The sequence below is a fragment of the Hymenobacter lapidiphilus genome (assembly GCF_013377885.1).
Taxonomy (GTDB): Bacteria; Bacteroidota; Bacteroidia; order Cytophagales; family Hymenobacteraceae; genus Hymenobacter; species Hymenobacter lapidiphilus.
This window is the reverse complement of the sequence record NZ_JABKAU010000022.1, coordinates 17,502-33,563: the sequence shown is the minus strand read 5'-3', so window position 1 is coordinate 33,563 and position 16,062 is coordinate 17,502. Positions and strand designations below refer to the sequence as shown.

11 protein-coding genes are annotated in these 16,062 nt (G+C 59.4%); 5 read left to right on the top strand and 6 right to left on the bottom strand.

The window, feature by feature from the left end; translation table 11 throughout:
- Nucleotides 1-53: 53 nt before the first annotated feature.
- Both HW554_RS12490 and rsgA read left to right on the top strand, forming a co-directional pair.
- On the top strand, nucleotides 54-1,304 hold the full coding sequence (locus HW554_RS12490; protein ID WP_176908928.1) for a 3-deoxy-D-manno-octulosonic acid transferase: 1,251 nt from the start codon (nucleotides 54-56) through the stop codon (nucleotides 1,302-1,304).
- A 189-nt stretch (nucleotides 1,305-1,493) separates the two neighbouring features.
- On the top strand, nucleotides 1,494-2,420 hold the full coding sequence (gene rsgA, locus HW554_RS12485; RefSeq protein WP_176908927.1) for a ribosome small subunit-dependent GTPase A: 927 nt from the start codon (nucleotides 1,494-1,496) through the stop codon (nucleotides 2,418-2,420).
- Between the two features lie 196 nt (nucleotides 2,421-2,616).
- On the opposite strand, the gene gyrB is transcribed toward rsgA, so the two are convergent.
- From gyrB to dnaB, 3 genes are all read right to left on the bottom strand, one after another.
- On the bottom strand, nucleotides 2,617-4,605 hold the full coding sequence (gene gyrB, locus HW554_RS12480) for a DNA topoisomerase (ATP-hydrolyzing) subunit B (RefSeq protein ID WP_176908926.1): 1,989 nt from the start codon (nucleotides 4,603-4,605) through the stop codon (nucleotides 2,617-2,619).
- Nucleotides 4,606-4,767: 162 nt separating this feature from the next.
- Nucleotides 4,768-6,123 carry a T9SS type A sorting domain-containing protein gene (locus HW554_RS12475; protein ID WP_176908925.1) on the bottom strand — a complete coding sequence of 452 codons (1,356 nt, stop codon included), beginning with the start codon at nucleotides 6,121-6,123 and terminating at the stop codon, nucleotides 4,768-4,770.
- A 287-nt stretch (nucleotides 6,124-6,410) separates the two neighbouring features.
- On the bottom strand, nucleotides 6,411-9,053 hold the full coding sequence (gene dnaB / locus HW554_RS12470; RefSeq protein WP_246285209.1) for a replicative DNA helicase: 2,643 nt from the start codon (nucleotides 9,051-9,053) through the stop codon (nucleotides 6,411-6,413).
- Between the two features lie 344 nt (nucleotides 9,054-9,397).
- Between dnaB and HW554_RS12465 the strand changes: the two genes are divergently transcribed.
- Nucleotides 9,398-10,786 (top strand): UDP-N-acetylmuramate--L-alanine ligase, encoded by a 1,389-nt coding sequence (locus HW554_RS12465; protein ID WP_176908924.1) that lies wholly within the window; start codon nucleotides 9,398-9,400, stop codon nucleotides 10,784-10,786.
- Nucleotides 10,787-11,213: 427 nt separating this feature from the next.
- Here the strand turns inward: HW554_RS12465 and HW554_RS12460 are convergent, their stop codons facing one another.
- Entirely contained in the window at nucleotides 11,214-11,861 is a 648-nt protein-coding gene (locus tag HW554_RS12460) for a fasciclin domain-containing protein (protein WP_176908923.1), read from the bottom strand.
- Between the two features lie 204 nt (nucleotides 11,862-12,065).
- On the opposite strand from HW554_RS12460, the gene HW554_RS12455 reads away from it, so the two are divergent.
- Together HW554_RS12455 and HW554_RS12450 are read left to right on the top strand one after the other, a co-directional pair.
- On the top strand, nucleotides 12,066-12,527 hold the full coding sequence (locus tag HW554_RS12455; protein WP_176908922.1) for a peptidylprolyl isomerase: 462 nt from the start codon (nucleotides 12,066-12,068) through the stop codon (nucleotides 12,525-12,527).
- Between the two features lie 165 nt (nucleotides 12,528-12,692).
- Nucleotides 12,693-12,956, top strand: coding sequence for a hypothetical protein (locus HW554_RS12450; protein ID WP_176899186.1), 264 nt, complete (start codon nucleotides 12,693-12,695; stop codon nucleotides 12,954-12,956).
- A 243-nt stretch (nucleotides 12,957-13,199) separates the two neighbouring features.
- Here the strand turns inward: HW554_RS12450 and HW554_RS12445 are convergent, their stop codons facing one another.
- Nucleotides 13,200-14,762, bottom strand: coding sequence for a sigma 54-interacting transcriptional regulator (locus HW554_RS12445; RefSeq protein WP_176908921.1), 1,563 nt, complete (start codon nucleotides 14,760-14,762; stop codon nucleotides 13,200-13,202).
- 129 nt (nucleotides 14,763-14,891) lie between these two features.
- Nucleotides 14,892-16,001, bottom strand: a complete 1,110-nt coding sequence (locus tag HW554_RS12440) for a vWA domain-containing protein (protein WP_116939421.1) — start codon at nucleotides 15,999-16,001, stop codon at nucleotides 14,892-14,894.
- Nucleotides 16,002-16,062 lie beyond the last annotated feature (61 nt).

Sequence of the window (16,062 nt, the reverse complement as noted above, 5' to 3'; positions counted from 1 at the left end):
GTGGCGGGCGGCTTCGTGCCGGCCGTTTTGCTCTCGCTTCCTTTCGCTTCGTCTTGCGTCTGTTATATTCTTTTGGTCTGCGTTTGTATGCGCTGCTGCTGCGGCTGTTGAGCCATTTTGTGCCCAAGGCCGCCGCCTGGACGGCCGGGCGCCGTGGGCTGCTGGGCCGCATACAGGGGCAGCTGCGCCAGGAAACGGCCCCGCTGGCATGGTTCCATTGCGCTTCGCTGGGCGAGTTCGAGCAGGGCCGCCCGCTTATGGAAGCCTACCGGGCCGAATACCCCGACCATAAGCTGGTGCTCACCTTCTTTTCGCCCTCGGGCTACGAAGTACGCCACAACTGGCCCGGGGCCGATTACGTGTTTTACCTGCCGCTCGATACGGCCGCCAATGCCCGGGCTTTTCTGGATGCAGTGCAGCCCCGACTGGTCGTGTTCGTGAAATACGAGTTCTGGTACTACTTCCTGCGCGAACTGCAGCGCAGAGCAATTCCGACCATCTGCGTGTCGGCCATCTTCCGGTCCGAACAGGTGTTTTTTCAGCCCTGGGGTGGCTTTTTTCGCCGTATTCTGGGTTTCTTCACGCACATATTCACCCAGAACCAGGCCTCGGCTGAACTATTGCGCAGTGCCGGCCTGCAGGGCGTGAGCGTGGCCGGCGACACCCGCTTCGATACCGTAGTACGCACCGCCTCAGCCCCTCCCCGCCACCTGCCCTTGGTCGAGGCCTTCACCGACGACTGGTGCCCGGTGTTGATTGTGGGCAGCAGCTGGGCCGAAGATATAGCTGTGCTTACGCCGCTGTTGCTGCAGTATCAACAGGAGTTGCGCTTTATCGTGGCTCCCCACGAAGTCAATGAGGCCAACCTGCGCCGGGTGGAAGCCGCGCTGCCCGGCCAGGTAGTGCGCTACTCGCAGGCTAAAGCGGCTACCGTAGCCGATGCCCGGCTGCTGCTTATCGACAACGTGGGGCTACTAAGCTCGCTGTACCGCTTTGGCCATTTCGCCTACGTAGGCGGGGCGTTCGGCAAGGGCCTGCACAACACGCTCGAAGCCGCCGCGTTCGGCCTGCCGCTGCTGTTTGGCCCCACCTACCACAAGTTTCAGGAGGCCCAGGACCTCGTGGAACTGGGCTGCGCTTTCCCCGTAAGCTCCTCTGATGAGCTGCTTAAAGCGTTTGGGCTGCTGTACTATCGCGAAGAAGCCCGCCTGCAGGTGCAGGACCAAAGCCTCGATTATGTACACGACCACAGCGGTGCCACCCGTAAAATTATGGGTTGGATGCAGACTGAGCGAGTGAGATAAAGGTGGTGGCTCCGGGCACAACAGCACACCCGATGCGTACAGTAAGCCCGTGAGCGTCAGCAGTACAACCACCCCCATCTTTGTTGCCCGGTTCCGTCACATGGCTTTCGCCGTCAGCCGCTTACTTTACATCACTACCCCCGGCTCCCTTAAAGTTCTCTATATGACCACTTCAACAACACTCTGGGCATGACCGGAATCATTGTCAGATCGACGGGCTCTTGGTACGTGGTGCGCGAAATCAGCACCGGGCTGTTCCACCACTGCCGGCTGCGGGGCAAGTTCAAAAACCAGGGCCTGAAGGTGAGCAACCCGCTGGCCGTGGGCGACGAGGTGGAGTTTACCGTAGAAGAACAAACCGAGGGTGCGGGCGTCATCCATCACATTGCACCGCGCCGCAACTACATCATCCGCCGTTCGGTGCACAAAACCGAGCACGCCCACATCGTGGCCGCCAACCTCGACCAGGCCCTGCTGGTGGTAACACTGGCCTCGCCGGCCACCTCATTTGGCTTCATCGACCGGTTTCTGGTGACGGCCGAGGCGTACCACATTTCCACCACGCTGATTTTCAACAAAACCGACCTCTACGACGAGGACCTCAACGACTATCAGGGCCAGATTCAGCAGCTGTATGAGCGCCTGGGCTACCCCGGCCTGCGCTGCTCAGCCCACACCGGCGAGGGACTAGAAGACGTTGATGCGCTGCTCGATGGGAAGGTGTCGCTGCTTTCGGGCCACTCGGGCGTGGGCAAAAGCACGCTCATCAACGCCTTGGTGCCCGACCTCGACCTGAAAACGGCTGAAATCAGCCAGTTCTCTGATAAAGGCGTGCACACCACCACCTACGCCGAAATGCTCGAAGTACGCCCCGGCACCTACCTCATCGATACGCCCGGCATCAAGGAGCTGGGCCTTGTGGATATGAAAGCCGGCGAGCTGGCCCACTATTTTCCCGAAATGCGCGCCCTATTGAACCAGTGCCGCTACCACAACTGCCAGCACCTGCACGAGCCCGGCTGCGCCGTGCGCGAAGCCGTAGACCAGGGCCGCATCGCCCTCCCCCGCTACGACAGCTATGTAAGCATGCAGCAAGCCGAGGACAATAGAAAATAGAAAGAGTAAGGTGCGGGGCTTGTCCCTGCTCGCCGTTGAACGGTTCTACCAGACTCGTTCAACGGCGGGCGGAAACAAGCCCCGCACCCTACTCTTTCTTTCGCACAATACACATACACAAAGCGCCAACCCATTACGGATTGGCGCTTTGTGTATGTGGTTCCAGAATGAAAGCTAACAGCTCTCAACCCAACAATTAAACGTCGAGCTTGGCGTACTTAGCGTTCTTCTCGATGAACTCGCGGCGGGGGGCTACCTCGTCGCCCATCAGCATCGAGAACAGGTGGTCGGCCTCGGCGGCGGAGTCTACGTTTACCTGCTTGAGCGAGCGGGTGGAGGGCTGCATAGTGGTGCTCCAGAGCTGCTCGGCGTTCATTTCGCCCAGGCCCTTGTAGCGCTGCACGTTTACGGTTTCGGGCTTGCCCCGGCCCAGCTCTTCCTGGGCGGCTATGCGCTCTTCCTCGGTCCAGCAGTAGCGCTCCTCCTTGCCCTTCTTCACGAGGTAGAGCGGCGGCAGGGCGATGTAGATGTAGCCCTTATCCACTAATTCGCGCATGTAGCGGAAGAAGAAGGTCAGAATCAGCGTCCGGATGTGCGAGCCGTCGATGTCGGCGTCGGTCATGATGATGACCTTGTGGTAGCGCAGCTTTTTGATGTTGAGCGCCTTAGAATCAGCCTCAATTCCGTTCTCCGGATCGGCGGCCACCCCGAAGCTCACGCCCAGGGCCGTAATCATGTTCCGGATTTCCTCGTTTTCCAGAATACGGTGCTCCTGGGCCTTCTCTACGTTGAGGATTTTACCCCGCAGCGGCAGAATGGCCTGGAAGGCGCGGTTGCGGCCCTGCTTGGCAGTACCACCGGCCGAGTCGCCCTCTACCAGATAGATCTCGCAGATTTCAGGGTCCGACTCGGAGCAGTCGGCCAGCTTGCCGGGCAGCGACGTGGAGCCGAGCACCGATTTGCGCTGCACCATTTCGCGGGCCTTTTTGGCGGCAATCCGGGCCTTGGCGGCCAGAATTACTTTCTCCACGATAATGCCGGCTTCTTTGGGGTTCTCCTCCAGGTACTGCGCCAGAATTTCGCCTACCGCCGTGTTCACAGCACCGTTTACTTCGTTGTTGCCCAGCTTGGCTTTGGTCTGGCCCTCAAACTGAGGCTCCTGCACCTTCACCGAAATAACGGCCGTGAGGCCCTCGCGGAAGTCCTCACCCGAGATTTCCACCTTCGCCTTCTCCAGCTTACCCGACTTGTCGGCGTAGGCCTTGAGCGTGCGCGTGAGGGCCGAACGGAAGCCGGCCACGTGGGTGCCACCCTCGTGGGTGTTAATGTTGTTGACGTAGGAGAAGATGTTCTCCTGGTACGAGTCGTTGTACTGCAGGGCCACTTCCACCGGCGTGCTGCCCTTCTCGTTGATCACGTGAATGGGGGCCGGCATCAGGGCGTGGCGCTCAGTGCCGTCGAGGTACTGGACGAACTCGGCCAAGCCGCCCGTCGAGTAGAACTCCTCGCCCCGGAACTCGCCCTCGTTTTCGCCGGGCTCGCGGCGGTCAGTAAGCGTGATGCGGATGCCGCTGTTCAGGTAAGACAGCTCGCGCAGGCGGCCAGCAATGGTGGCGTACTTGTACACGCTCTCCGTGAAGATGCTGTCGTCGGGCAGAAACTCCACCTGGGTGCCGTGCTCGTCGGTGGTGCCGATTTCCTTTACCGGGTACTGCGGAATACCAATTTTGTACTCCTGCTGATACATTTTGCCGTTGCGGCGCACGGTTACTTTCAGGTCCTGGCTGAGCGCGTTCACGCAGCTCACGCCCACGCCGTGCAGACCGCCCGATACCTTGTAGGAGTCCTTGTCAAACTTGCCACCGGCGTGCAGCACCGTCATCACCACTTCGAGGGCCGAGCGGCCTTCTTTCTCGTGAAAATCGACGGGAATGCCGCGGCCGTTGTCGCGGACGGTAACAGAATTGTTTTCGTTGATGGTAACGTGAATCGTGTCGCAGTGACCGGCCAGGGCTTCGTCGATAGAGTTATCGACCACTTCCCACACCAAATGGTGCAGGCCCCTAATGCCGGTGTCGCCGATGTACATCGACGGGCGTTTGCGCACGGCTTCTAGCCCTTCGAGTACCTGAATGCTATTGGCCGAGTACTCGGCGGGGGCTACTTTTTCAGTGATTTCGCTCATGTGTCAGAGGGGGTTCAGCGCGAAGTGCGTAAGTAGGCAAAGATACCGAAAAAATCCGGTTTTTGCCAGCCTACGGGCCGGTTTCGTGTGGTAGCATAGGGCCCAAAAAAGCCTGGCTTCCGAGGCCGGGAGCCAGGCTTTTCTCTTGGATCAGCAGCGGTGTTACCGGACCTGCGCCCGCAGCTGACTTACGCCGCTACCCGACTCCAGCCGTACCTGATACACACCGGATTTCTCGCCGCTCAGATCGAGGGTTGTCTCGGTTCCGCGCGTGACGTCGAGGGTGCGGCGCTGCACCTGGCGGCCCAGCACATCGAATACCGTGAGCGTAGCCGCCCCGGTATGGGCCGCAGCGGGCCACTGCACCCGGAACTGCCCGTTGGCGCTCGGGTTAGGGCTGAGGCTGGCGCCAAGCACCAGGGTAGCGCCCCGGTTGCTCAGTACCGCGCTGGTCAGCTTGTTTGCCCCCGTTCCCGTGGCCGAAATATTCCCGCTCCAGACAGCAGTTGGGCTGGCAGCATCCACAAACAGGTGGTCAATCGTACTTTCCAGCCTGATCCAGGTTTTGCCGTTGTCCTGGCTGTACGACGAGCCCTGGTCGCCGTTGCCCAGGTCGAGGCCCACCGACAGGTAGTTGCCGTTGCCCGGTACCCGAGTCAGGCCAAAGCCGTGCAGCGGGCCGGTATAGGCAAGGCGCATCCAGGTAGCGCCACCGTCGGCACTGCTGAAGAGCCCGTGCTGTGTATCGTCGAACGAGGGCACCATTGCCAGTCCATTCAGTTCATCACGAAAAGCAATGCTGCCCACCGGGTCATCGGAGTCGCCTACCTGCTTGGCCACCTGCCAGGTAACGCCCCGGTCTTTCGAGCGGAAGATGTCGCCTTCGTTGTTGGGAAACCAGATGGAGTTACCGACCGCCGCAACGGGGAAGAAGGTGCCAAATTCGCCATCGGTGCCGGTAGGTACGTTGGCCGAGCGGGTCCAGGTGGTACCGCCGTTGGAAGTATAGTAGATTTCCAGCCCTCCGCCATTGCGTCCGTCCACGTCGCCCATCACCATGCCATTGGTGGCATTGAAGAAGTACACCGAGTTAGGGTAGCTGTCGGCCTCGCTGAACATGGCAGCCGTAGACTGCACTACCCAGGTAACGCCTCCATCGGTGGTTTTAAATACCCGACCGCCGCCGGTAGATGTGCGGAAGGTGGAAACCCACGCGGTAGTGGCACTGACGGCCGATATGCTGGTAAGCGTTTCGGAACTGCCGATGCCCGTTACCTGCCGTACCGTCCAGTTTTGGCCACCATTGGTAGTAAGGGCGACCTGGTTGGTGCGCACGTTGGCCGAGCCGGGTGCCAGCAACGCGCTCGACATAGCCCAGGCCGTATTCGCATCAACGGCATCGGTGTAGGCAGCAGTAGCCTGCGGCTGCGTGAAGTTGAAGGGCTGGGTTACCCACTGGGCCTGCGCAGTAGCAGTAGTCAGCAATAAACCAGCAACGAGTTGTACAACTATTTTCATATGGAAAGAAAAAAAAGGTGGAATAAAGTGACGCTTTCAGACGGAGCACTTCCCGGATGAAGCCGCCTACCAGGGAAGCAGGCTTTGCCACACCGGGCTTCAATATAGTTGTATTTGCATGAAATCAGCTGCTGATTACCTGCCACTTCTGCCACCGTCTGGCCTTGCTCTGCGCCGGCCCACTTCCTGCTAAAATGCCACACGCCCGCTGTAGCAGCGGGCGTGTGGCATTTTAGCAGGAAGTGGGCTAAGAATTCCGGAAGCACCGGAGCAGTTTTGGCCGGCTTTTAAAACGGCGGTGGGCCGTCGTCGAAGTTGCTACGCGGGAAGGGCTGAGCCGGCGGCGGCGAGTCGTTGTTGATGCGCGAGCCCAGCCGGATGGTGTTGGGCGCAAAGCCGCCGGACTGGTCGTCGTCGAAGGTGCTGGTAGGAAAGGAGCTGGGGTTGAAGCCATCATCGAAGCCCCCGCCGCCGTCGAGGTCGGCGAACTTGGTGAACTTACCGATGAACTTGAGCTGCACGGTTTCCAGGGAGCCGTTCCGGTGCTTGGCAATAATAACCTCGCCCGTGCCCTGGGTGGGGTTGCCCATCTCGTCTTCCGTGATTTTGTAGTACTCGGGGCGGTAGAGGAAGATTACCATGTCGGCGTCCTGCTCAATGGACCCCGATTCGCGCAGGTCACTAAGCTGGGGCTTCTTGTCGCCGCCGCGGGTTTCTACCGAGCGCGAAAGCTGCGAAAGGGCCAGTACGGGCACGTTCAACTCCTTGGCAATGCCCTTGAGCGCCCGCGAGATACTGGCAATTTCCTGCTCTCGGTTGCCGGCGCCCTTGCCGTCGGTATTACCGGTCATCAGCTGCAGATAGTCGATGATAATCATCGAAATATCGTGGTGTGCTTTCAGGCGGCGGCACTTGGTGCGTAGCTCCCGGATACTGAGGCCGGGCGTGTCGTCGATGTAAATCGGGGCCGACGAGAGGTTGGAAATCTTGTGGTTGAGCTGGGCCCACTCGTGGTCGGCCAAATTGCCCTTCTTGATTTTCTCTGAATCCAGCTCTGCCTCCGCCGAAATCAGACGATTCACGAGCTGCAGCGACGACATTTCGAGCGAGAAGATGGCCACCGGCTTCTTGAACTCAACGGCCGCGTTGCGCATGGCCGACACCACGAAGGCCGTGTTGTGGGTCACGGTGCAGTCGGCCAGCAGAAACAGCCGGTTGCCGTCGATGCTGAAGCCGTAGTAATCGTCTTCCTTATCGAACTCGACCGAAATACCGGTCATGCGCCAATCGACCACCGAAGCCCAGGGCTGGGCCTTTTTGCGGGCCACGCGCACCGGCACGCAGTTGATGTCGCCGTAGATACGGATACGGGACACCTCACTTTCGTAGCCGATGGCGCTGATAGCAGCCCGCTTCTTCTTGAGCGAGGTGCGGAAGCCCAGCGAGTCGGCCAGAAACTTGATCTGCCGGGCCAGGCGATGGTTTTTCTGGGTGATTTCGTAGCCGTTGCTCACTGGATCGAGGTGGCCATCGGAGTCGATGAGGCCAGCCAGCAGGAGCAGGCGGTTTTCGCGGCTGTTGCTTAAGTACTGCTGCGGAATGTGCTTGTCGCCGAGTACGCCCATTTGGCGCAGCTCATCCTGTACCGAATACTGGGCCATACTGCCGCCCTGCCGGCCGCGGGTTGTGCCGTAGCTGTTGCAGCGGTCCGTTACTACACCTACCGTTACCTGCATGTCTGGGCTGGCGGCGTACTCGTGCAGGTAGCCTATTATCTCCGGGTCCTGACCCGTGATGCGGCAACTGTCCGAGGATCCGTCGCCCAGCCACAGGCCCAAGAAATACGGATCCAGAGGTATGTGCTGCGCCGCATATTCCACGGGCACCTTGTAGCCCTTGTAGTTTGAGCGAAACTTGGGGCTTTTCTGCAGCCAGTCGCGCACTTCGATGTTGAGCACGTCGCCGTGGCGGTGCGGGCCTTCGTTGCGGCTGCGCTTAAGCGAGAGGATGTGGCTTTCGTTGACGCGGTAGGCCTCACCTTTGTTCTGGCGCACCCAGTACATATTTTCGCGGCCCCGGGCAATATTAAGCACCCGGCGCGGGGTGGAATCGTCGCCCATCAGCAGCTCACCCTCGCGCACGTCTTCCACGTTGCGCAGCGTGCCGTCGAACATGAGCACCTTGGTGCCCTTACCCAAACACTTGCCCATGCCCGGCCGAGCGGCAATTATCACCAGGTCAGAGTTTTGCCAGCCGCTGGTTACTCTATCCAGGGCCGAGAAGCCGGAGGGCACGCCGGTGAGGCCGTCCTTTTGATCCTTCTTTTCTTCGAGCTCCTTGATGGCTTTACCCATCAGGCTGCGCATGTCGTCGAAGTTTTTGCGGATGTTTGACTCCGACACTTCGAACAGGGCCTGCTCGGTGGAGTCGAGCAGGTTGAACACGTCGGTGGTATCCTCGAAGGCGTCGCGCTGGATGGTGCTGGCAATGTTGATGAGCTCCCGCTTGATGGCGTTTTCGGTGATGATGCGGGAGTGGTACTCGATGTTGGCCGCCGAGTTGACCTTGAACGTGAGCTGGGCCACGTAATGCGTGCCGCCAGCCGACTCCAGCTCGCCCATCTCGCGCAGCTCGTGCGTGACGGTGAGTATGTCAATCGGCTCCGACTTGTCGAACAGGTTGAGAATAGCCTTGAAGATGCGCTGGTGGCCGTCTTTATAGAAGCTTTGGGGCTTGAGGATGTCGATGACGGTGGTCAGGGCATCCTTTTCGAGCATGAGCGCGCCCAGCACGGCGGCCTCTAGCTCCAGCGCCTGGGGCGGCAGCTTACCAGCCGGCCCGCCCTGCGGCAAGTGCGCTGGGCGGCTGTTCCAGGCCGCTTTAGCCCTCGAACCTGCTTGCTTGAGGCGGTCATCCATCCGGTCGTTCATCTAAAAAAATACACTACAAGGTAAGCACACCGAACGAGTTTCGCGACGGGTATTTTCGCAGCCGGTTTCGCGGCGCGGCGCGGCTGTTCGGCCAAAGGGCTACAAAGCTAACGGCTGGGCCTTACAATCCGGAAGCAACCACAAAGGTTTCTTTTAGGGGGAACTGGGGTTGAATCCAGATGCTGTCATCCTGAGCGCAGTGAAGGACCTTATCCGGTATGGGCAATTCGTTCCTACTGGATGAGGTCCTTCGCTGCGCTCAGGATAACAGCATCTCAATCCGTTTGCCAAACAACCCTCAACAAACCCAAACTACTACCTTTGGGCCCTACTTTTCTATACCTATGGCTTCTGCTGCTCCTTCTTCGCTCCACCGTCTGCACCTGATTGCCACCGGCGGCAGCATTATGCACAACCTGGCGCTGGCGCTCCACCAGCGCGGGGCCCACGTAACGGGTTCCGACGACGAAATTTTTGAGCCCGCCAAGAGCCGGCTGGCGGCGGCCGGGCTGCTGCCCGAAGCCGAGGGTTGGTTTCCAGAAAAAATCACGGTCGACCTCGACGCCGTGATTGTGGGCATGCACGCCCGGCCCGACAACCCCGAGCTGCTGCGGGCCCAGGAGCTGGGCCTGCGGGTGTACTCGTTCCCGGAGTTCATCTATGAGGCCTCAAAGGACAAGCAGCGCATCGTAATTGGCGGCTCGCATGGCAAAACCAGCATTACCTCGCTTATTCTGCACGTGCTGCGCTACCACGGCCGCAAGTTCGACTATGCGGTAGGAGCCCAATTGGAGGGCTTCGAGCTGATGGTGCAGCTCACCGACGACGCCCCCATCATCCTTATTGAAGGCGACGAGTACCTGGCCTCCCCCATTGACCGGCGGCCTAAGTTTCACCTGTATCAGCACCACATCGGCGTTATTTCGGGCATCAGCTGGGACCACATCAACGTGTTTCCGACTGAGGAAATTTACCGCGAGCAGTTCAGGATTTTCGCGGAGATGACGCCCAAGGCCGGGGTCCTGATTTATGACCGAGACGACGAGCAGACCCAGCTGGTAACCGTGCCCACCAACCCCGATGTGAAGTACATCGGCTACGGGCCCCACGAAAACGTGGTGCGCGACGGCCAGACGTTTCTGGTGACGAAAAAGGATGAGCAGGTGCCGGTGAAGATATTCGGGGAGCACAACTTGCGCAATATTTCGGCGGCCAAGGAAGTGTGCAAGCAGCTGGGCATCAAGGGCAAGGAGTTTTATGAGGCGCTGGGCTCGTTTAAGGGCGCGGCACGGCGGCTTGAGCTGGTACGCGAGGGCGGAGGCTCGGTGGTGTATAAGGATTTTGCTCACGCCCCAAGCAAGCTCAAGGCCACGGCCACGGCCTTCAAGAAGCAGTTCCCGAAGCGGCGGCTAGTGGCCTGCCTGGAGCTGCACACGTTCAGCTCGCTCAACCCCGAGTTTCTGCCCCAGTACGCTCACACCTTCGATGCGCCCGATGTGGCCGTGGTGTATTTCAACCCGCAGGTGCTAGCCCACAAGCGCCTGCCGGCCCTGCCGCCCGAGGCGGTACAAGCTGCGTTCCAGCGTCCCGACCTGCGCGTGTTCACCGACAGCGCAGAGCTGGCAAAGTACCTGCACGCCCAGAACTGGCAGGATGCCAACCTGCTGATGATGTCGTCGGGCACCTTCGACGGGCTGGATCTGGCCGCGTTGGCCGAACAGGTGGTGTTGTAGGGACGGGTTTTTAGCTTACCCAAGTTGCGGCGTAGATCTAACGGCACGGTGTAGGGGCTTGTCCCCGCCCCTACACCGTGCCGTTAGAACGAGGCATTGCCGGGCCTCGTTCTATCGGCACGGTGCTGTCCTGACGGCGGCCGGGGACAAGCCCCGCCCCTACATCGGGCAAGTAGCGCATGTACAGAAGCTATTCAGAAAATCAAAAACCCGTCATGCTGAGCGGAGGCGAAGCACCTCTACCGCAGTAGTAATCATATGCTATTGCAGTAGAGATGCTTCGCCTCCGCTCAACATGACGGGCTAACAAATTCCGGGCACTTCCTACACATGCTCACAGATTCCAGTTCCTGCCAACAAAAAAGCGCCGGCCACACAAGTGGCCGGCGCTTTTGGTAGCGTCCGGGATAAGCGGAATGCCTTTTGATTACTTAGCCAAGGGCAGGATAACGCCGTCGATAACGTGGGTTACACCGTTGCTCGAAATAACGTCGGCTACCTGTACGGTGGCGGGGGCGTCTGTGCCGTTGCCAATCATTACTACGCCGTCTTTCACCATTACCTTCAGCTTCTCACCGTTCACGGTGGTCAGCTCCTGGCCATCCTTCAGATCCTGGGCTACGAGACGGCCGGGGATGACGTGGTAGGTGAGTACAGCCGCCAGCTTGTCTTTGCTTTCGGGCTTCAGCAGGCCAGCCAAGGCACCGTTGGGCAACTTATCGAAGGCGGCGTTGGTGGGGGCGAATACGGTGAACGGACCGGGGCCGCTAAGCGTGCCATCGAGGCCAGCGGCCTGCACGGCTTTCACAAGGGTGCTTACGCTGGTGGCCATTACGGCATTCTGCACGATGGTATTGCTGGGCAGCATGGCTACGCCATCTACCATTACGCCCTCGGGCTTGCCCATACGCGCGTCATCGGCCATCATCGTCGTCGAATCGACGGTAGTGGTGGTCGTGTCGGTCGTAGCGGTAGTGGTTTCGGTCGTGGTAGTGTCGCCGCAGCTGGCCAGACCAAAGCTGAGGGAGCCGGCGGCCAGCAGGGCCAGGGTAGAAGAACGCAGAAGCTTGTGCATGAAAAGAGGTAAAAAGGGAAAGAGAGGAACTGCCGCCACCTTCCGATGGCGTTTGCAAGATTACGAACTAACAGCGAAACCGGATGTTTGGCCGGCGGCTAAATTCCTACCTTTGCCTACCGCCGCAACCCGCCCCGACCGGGGGCGTAAGGCGGGTAAGATTTCCATTTAGTATTTCCATTTCCCATTTCCATCGCCAACTCCATGAAAACTGCCGAAATCCACACCAGCAAGGGCATTATGAAGGTTGAGTTCTACGAGCAGGACGCACCGAAAACCGTTAAGAACTTCACCGACCTAGCCGAAAAAGGCTTCTACGACGGCCTCAAGTTTCACCGCGTAATTCCCAACTTCGTGATTCAGGGCGGCTGCCCCAACTCGCGCGACGGCGCCAAAGGCACGCCCGGAACCGGCGGCCCTGGCTACAAAATCGACTGCGAGCTGAACGGTGAGCACCAGTACCACGAGCGCGGCGCCCTGAGCATGGCCCACGCCGGCCGCAACACCGGTGGCTCGCAGTTCTTCATCGTCCACTCGCGCGACAACACCGCCCACCTCGACCGCAACCACACGGTGTTCGGTAAAGTAGTGGAGGGCCTCGACATCATCGAGCAGATAAAAGCCGATGACGAAATCCAGAAGGTTGTGGTGAGCGAGCAGGCCTAAGCCAGCCGCCCAACCGCTGCAAAAAGCCTCCGTCAGCTTCGGCCGACGGAGGCTTTTTTGTCGTCAATAGTCGCTCCGGGCAGTGCCCGGCTACAACTCCACAGTAAAAGGCCCGTAAAACAGGGTACGGCTGTGTTTTCAGCCGCTTACCCTATCCTTTGCCACATGAAGAATTCGTTTAATACTCGCCTGTTTCCGTCTTTCGTTTTGGGTGCGGCCCTGTTGCTGGGCACCTCGGGATGCGCGGCCTTCAAGTCCGACATGGATTCGAGCAACCCGGTTATTGCGGCCCAGGCCCAGCGCATCAGCGACCTGCGCAACCAAATCAGCGACCAGGACCGGCTGGTAGAAACCGAAAAGGCCAAGCTAAAGTCGCTGGAGTATCAACTCAAAAGCGCCGAGCAGGAGCTCAAGGCCCGTAAGCTGTAGTTGCAGCGTTTGCTGAACACAAGAAGGCCCGCTGGATTACTCCGGCGGGCCTTCTTTCGCTTGGGAATTCAGATACGCATCTTCACGGCTCCCCGTTGAATGCCTCACATGGCTGGTTAGCCAATGATACAAGCCCTCCCAGCGTCGCGGCTAAGTCGTTCAACGAGGAGACGTCGCTATAACCGACAAACGCCCCACGTACCAATTAGTGCGTGGGGCGTTTGTCAATTACCTCGGCAGCGGTTAGCGGCGGCGGCCGCGCTGGGGCTTTTCCTCTTCGTCCTCGTCGTCTTCGTCGTCATCTTCGCCGAAGGAGGGCATGGTGAACATCGACGAGAGCAGGTCCTTGAACTGGGCACCAGCGGTGAGGCGGTTGCGCGAAATCAGGCTGTACTCGCTCAGGCCGTGGAGCAGGAACTCCATCAGGAAATAAGTGGCTTCGGCGTCCTCGTTGGGGTGCAGCTCGGTTACGATGTCGCGCAGGCCGGGCACCTGGTCGAGGGCGGTGCGGTAGTCCTTCGTGCTCAGGTCGTGGAGCAGGTCGACGGTGTGGCCGGCGCCGAACCACTCCTGCACCGTTTTGTAGGGCGAGGGGCGGCCTTTGAGCTTCTTGGCCTTGTCGGGGTCGGGGAAGTAGTTGAGAAACAGCGTGCGAATGGCTTTGCCCATGAGCTTCTCGGCCACGATACCGGCTCCCTCCTGCTCGCCCTCGTACACCAGCTCTACCTTGCCCGTAACGGCCGGCACAGCGGTAATAAAGTCGCTCACGCGTACGTAGGTGTTCTTTTCGCCGTTTACCAGCGCCCGGCGCTCGGCTCCGGCCACCACCTGCTCGAAAGCCGAGATGGTGAGGCGGGCCGACACGCCACTCTTGGCATCCACGAACTCGGAGCCACGGGCCTCAATGGCCACCTGCTCCACCAGGTCTGATACGATGTCGTTGAGCGTTACCATACCCCGCTGCGCCGGCTTGATGCGGGCTTCCTGCTGGGTGATGCGCTTACCGATTTCGATGGATTTCGGGTAGTGGGTGATGATCTGGGCGTCGATGCGGTCCTTGAGGGGCGTAACGATGGAGCCGCGGTTGGTGTAGTCCTCGGGGTTGGCCGTGAACACGAACTGCAGATCCAGCGGCAGCCGCACCTTGAAACCCCGAATCTGAATGTCACCTTCCTGCAGAATATTGAATAGCGACACCTGAATGCGGGCCTGCAAATCGGGCAGCTCGTTGATGACAAAGATGCCGCGGTGCGCCCGCGGAATCAGCCCGAAGTGAATTACGCGCTCATCGGAATACGGCAGCTTGAGGGTGGCCGCCTTGATAGGGTCGGCGTCGCCGATAAGGTCGGCCACCGATACGTCGGGCGTGGCCAGCTTCTCGGTGTAGCGGTCGGCGCGGGGCAGCCACGCCACGGGGGTGTTGTCGCCGTGCTCGGCTAGCAGGTTTTTGGCGAACACGCTCAACGGCTGCAGCGGGTCGTCGTTGAGCTCGGAGCCTTCCACCATCGGCACATACTCATCGAGCAGGCCGATGAGCAAGCGGGCAATGCGGGTTTTGGCCTGGCCGCGCAAGCCCAGCAGGTTGATGTGGTGGCCGGCCAGAATAGCGCGCTGCAGCTCTGGAATCACCGTTTCTTCGTAGCCGAAGATGCCGGGAAACACGTCTTCGCCGCTTTGCAGCTTCTTGATGAGGTTGTCGCGCAGCTCTGTCTTCACAGAGCGGGGCTGATAGCCGGATTTTTTGAGGGCCCCGAGGGTGGTTATCTTCTGGAGTTGGTCAGCGGAAAGCGAATCGTAAGCGGGCATATATAGGGAAGTAGTGGGATGTGCGAGTTTGCGTTTTGTCATCCTGAGCAGAGCGAAGGACCTTATTACGTTCGAACGAATCGTTATGACGTGATAAGGTCCTTCGCTCTGCTCAGGATGACAGTGCGGTTACAGGCTTTTGCGGCGGTTTTTCTTGTAGTCTTCGAAAATCAGGTGGCCTAGGCCCTTGAGGCTGGAGTAATACGCCTTGCCCTGGTTGACTTCGGTGAACTCCTCCACGAAGCGCTTCAAATACGGGTCGTCGGCAATCATGAAGGTGGTGATGGGCACTTTGAGGCGGCGGGCGGCAGCGGCCAGGTTCAGGGTTTTGTTGATGACTTTACGGTCGAGGCCGAACGAGTTTTTGTAGTAGCCGCCAGCTTCTTTCAGGCAGGTGGGCTTGCCGTCGGTAATCATGAAAATCTGCTTGTTCGACGTTTTTCGCTTGCGCAGCAGGTCGAGGGCCAGCTCCAGACCGGCCACCGTGTTAGTGTGGTAGGGACCAACCTGCAAATAGGGCAGCTCCTTCACCTCAATCTGCCAGGCATCGTTGCCGAACACGATGACGTCGAGGAAATCCTTCGGGTACTTCTGCTTCACCAGCTCGGCCAGGGCCATGGCCACCTTTTTGGCGGGCGTGATGCGGTCCTCGCCATACAGAATCATCGAGTGCGAAATGTCGATCATGAGCACCGTGCTGGTCTGGGTTTTGTGCTCGTTTTCGCGCACTTCCAGGTCGCCCTCGGTCAGCATAAAATCGTCGCCGCTGCCAATGCCATGGTTGAGCTGGGCGTTACGGATGCTCTCGGTCATGGAAATCTGGTCGAGCGAGTCGCCGAACCGGAATTCGCGCATGTCGGTGCTCTGCTCGTCGCCTTGGCCAGTGTGGGGCGTACGGTGGTTGCCAGTGCCCGATTTCTTGAGCTTGCCGAAGATTTCCTCCAGCGCCGACTTACGGATTTTTTGCTCGCTTTTGGCCGTAATCTCAAACGAACCGGGCTCCTGGGCATTTTCATCGATGTAGCCCTTCTTTTTGAGGTCTTCGATGAAGTTGCCCATGCCGTAGCCGTCGTCGGTCAGGCCGTACTGCTTGTCGAGCTCGTTGAGCCAGGAAAGCGCCTCGCCCACGTCACCGCTGGTGATGGTAACGAGCTGCATGAATATTTTGAACAGGGAATCGAAGCCCTTATCGGTCGTTTCTTCGGGCACGTAATCCCGGAATCGGAAGCCTGCGGACATAGAAAAGTAGTAGGGAGAGGTGGCGGCAGAACTTAGCCGCACTAGGCCCAACACGGCCCGC

Bases quoted from the DNA above. Each gene is read 5' to 3' on its own strand.
- rsgA (WP_176908927.1), top strand. From the start codon at position 1,494: ATGACCGGAATCATTGTCAGATCGACGGGCTCTTGGTACGTGGTGCGC.
- gyrB (WP_176908926.1), bottom strand. From the start codon at position 4,605: ATGAGCGAAATCACTGAAAAAGTAGCCCCCGCCGAGTACTCGGCCAAT.
- HW554_RS12475 (WP_176908925.1), bottom strand. From the start codon at position 6,123: ATGAAAATAGTTGTACAACTCGTTGCTGGTTTATTGCTGACTACTGCT.
- dnaB (WP_246285209.1), bottom strand. From the start codon at position 9,053: ATGAACGACCGGATGGATGACCGCCTCAAGCAAGCAGGTTCGAGGGCT.
- HW554_RS12465 (WP_176908924.1), top strand. From the start codon at position 9,398: ATGGCTTCTGCTGCTCCTTCTTCGCTCCACCGTCTGCACCTGATTGCC.
- HW554_RS12460 (WP_176908923.1), bottom strand. From the start codon at position 11,861: ATGCACAAGCTTCTGCGTTCTTCTACCCTGGCCCTGCTGGCCGCCGGC.
- HW554_RS12455 (WP_176908922.1), top strand. From the start codon at position 12,066: ATGAAAACTGCCGAAATCCACACCAGCAAGGGCATTATGAAGGTTGAG.
- HW554_RS12450 (WP_176899186.1), top strand. From the start codon at position 12,693: ATGAAGAATTCGTTTAATACTCGCCTGTTTCCGTCTTTCGTTTTGGGT.
- HW554_RS12445 (WP_176908921.1), bottom strand. From the start codon at position 14,762: ATGCCCGCTTACGATTCGCTTTCCGCTGACCAACTCCAGAAGATAACC.
- HW554_RS12440 (WP_116939421.1), bottom strand. From the start codon at position 16,001: ATGTCCGCAGGCTTCCGATTCCGGGATTACGTGCCCGAAGAAACGACC.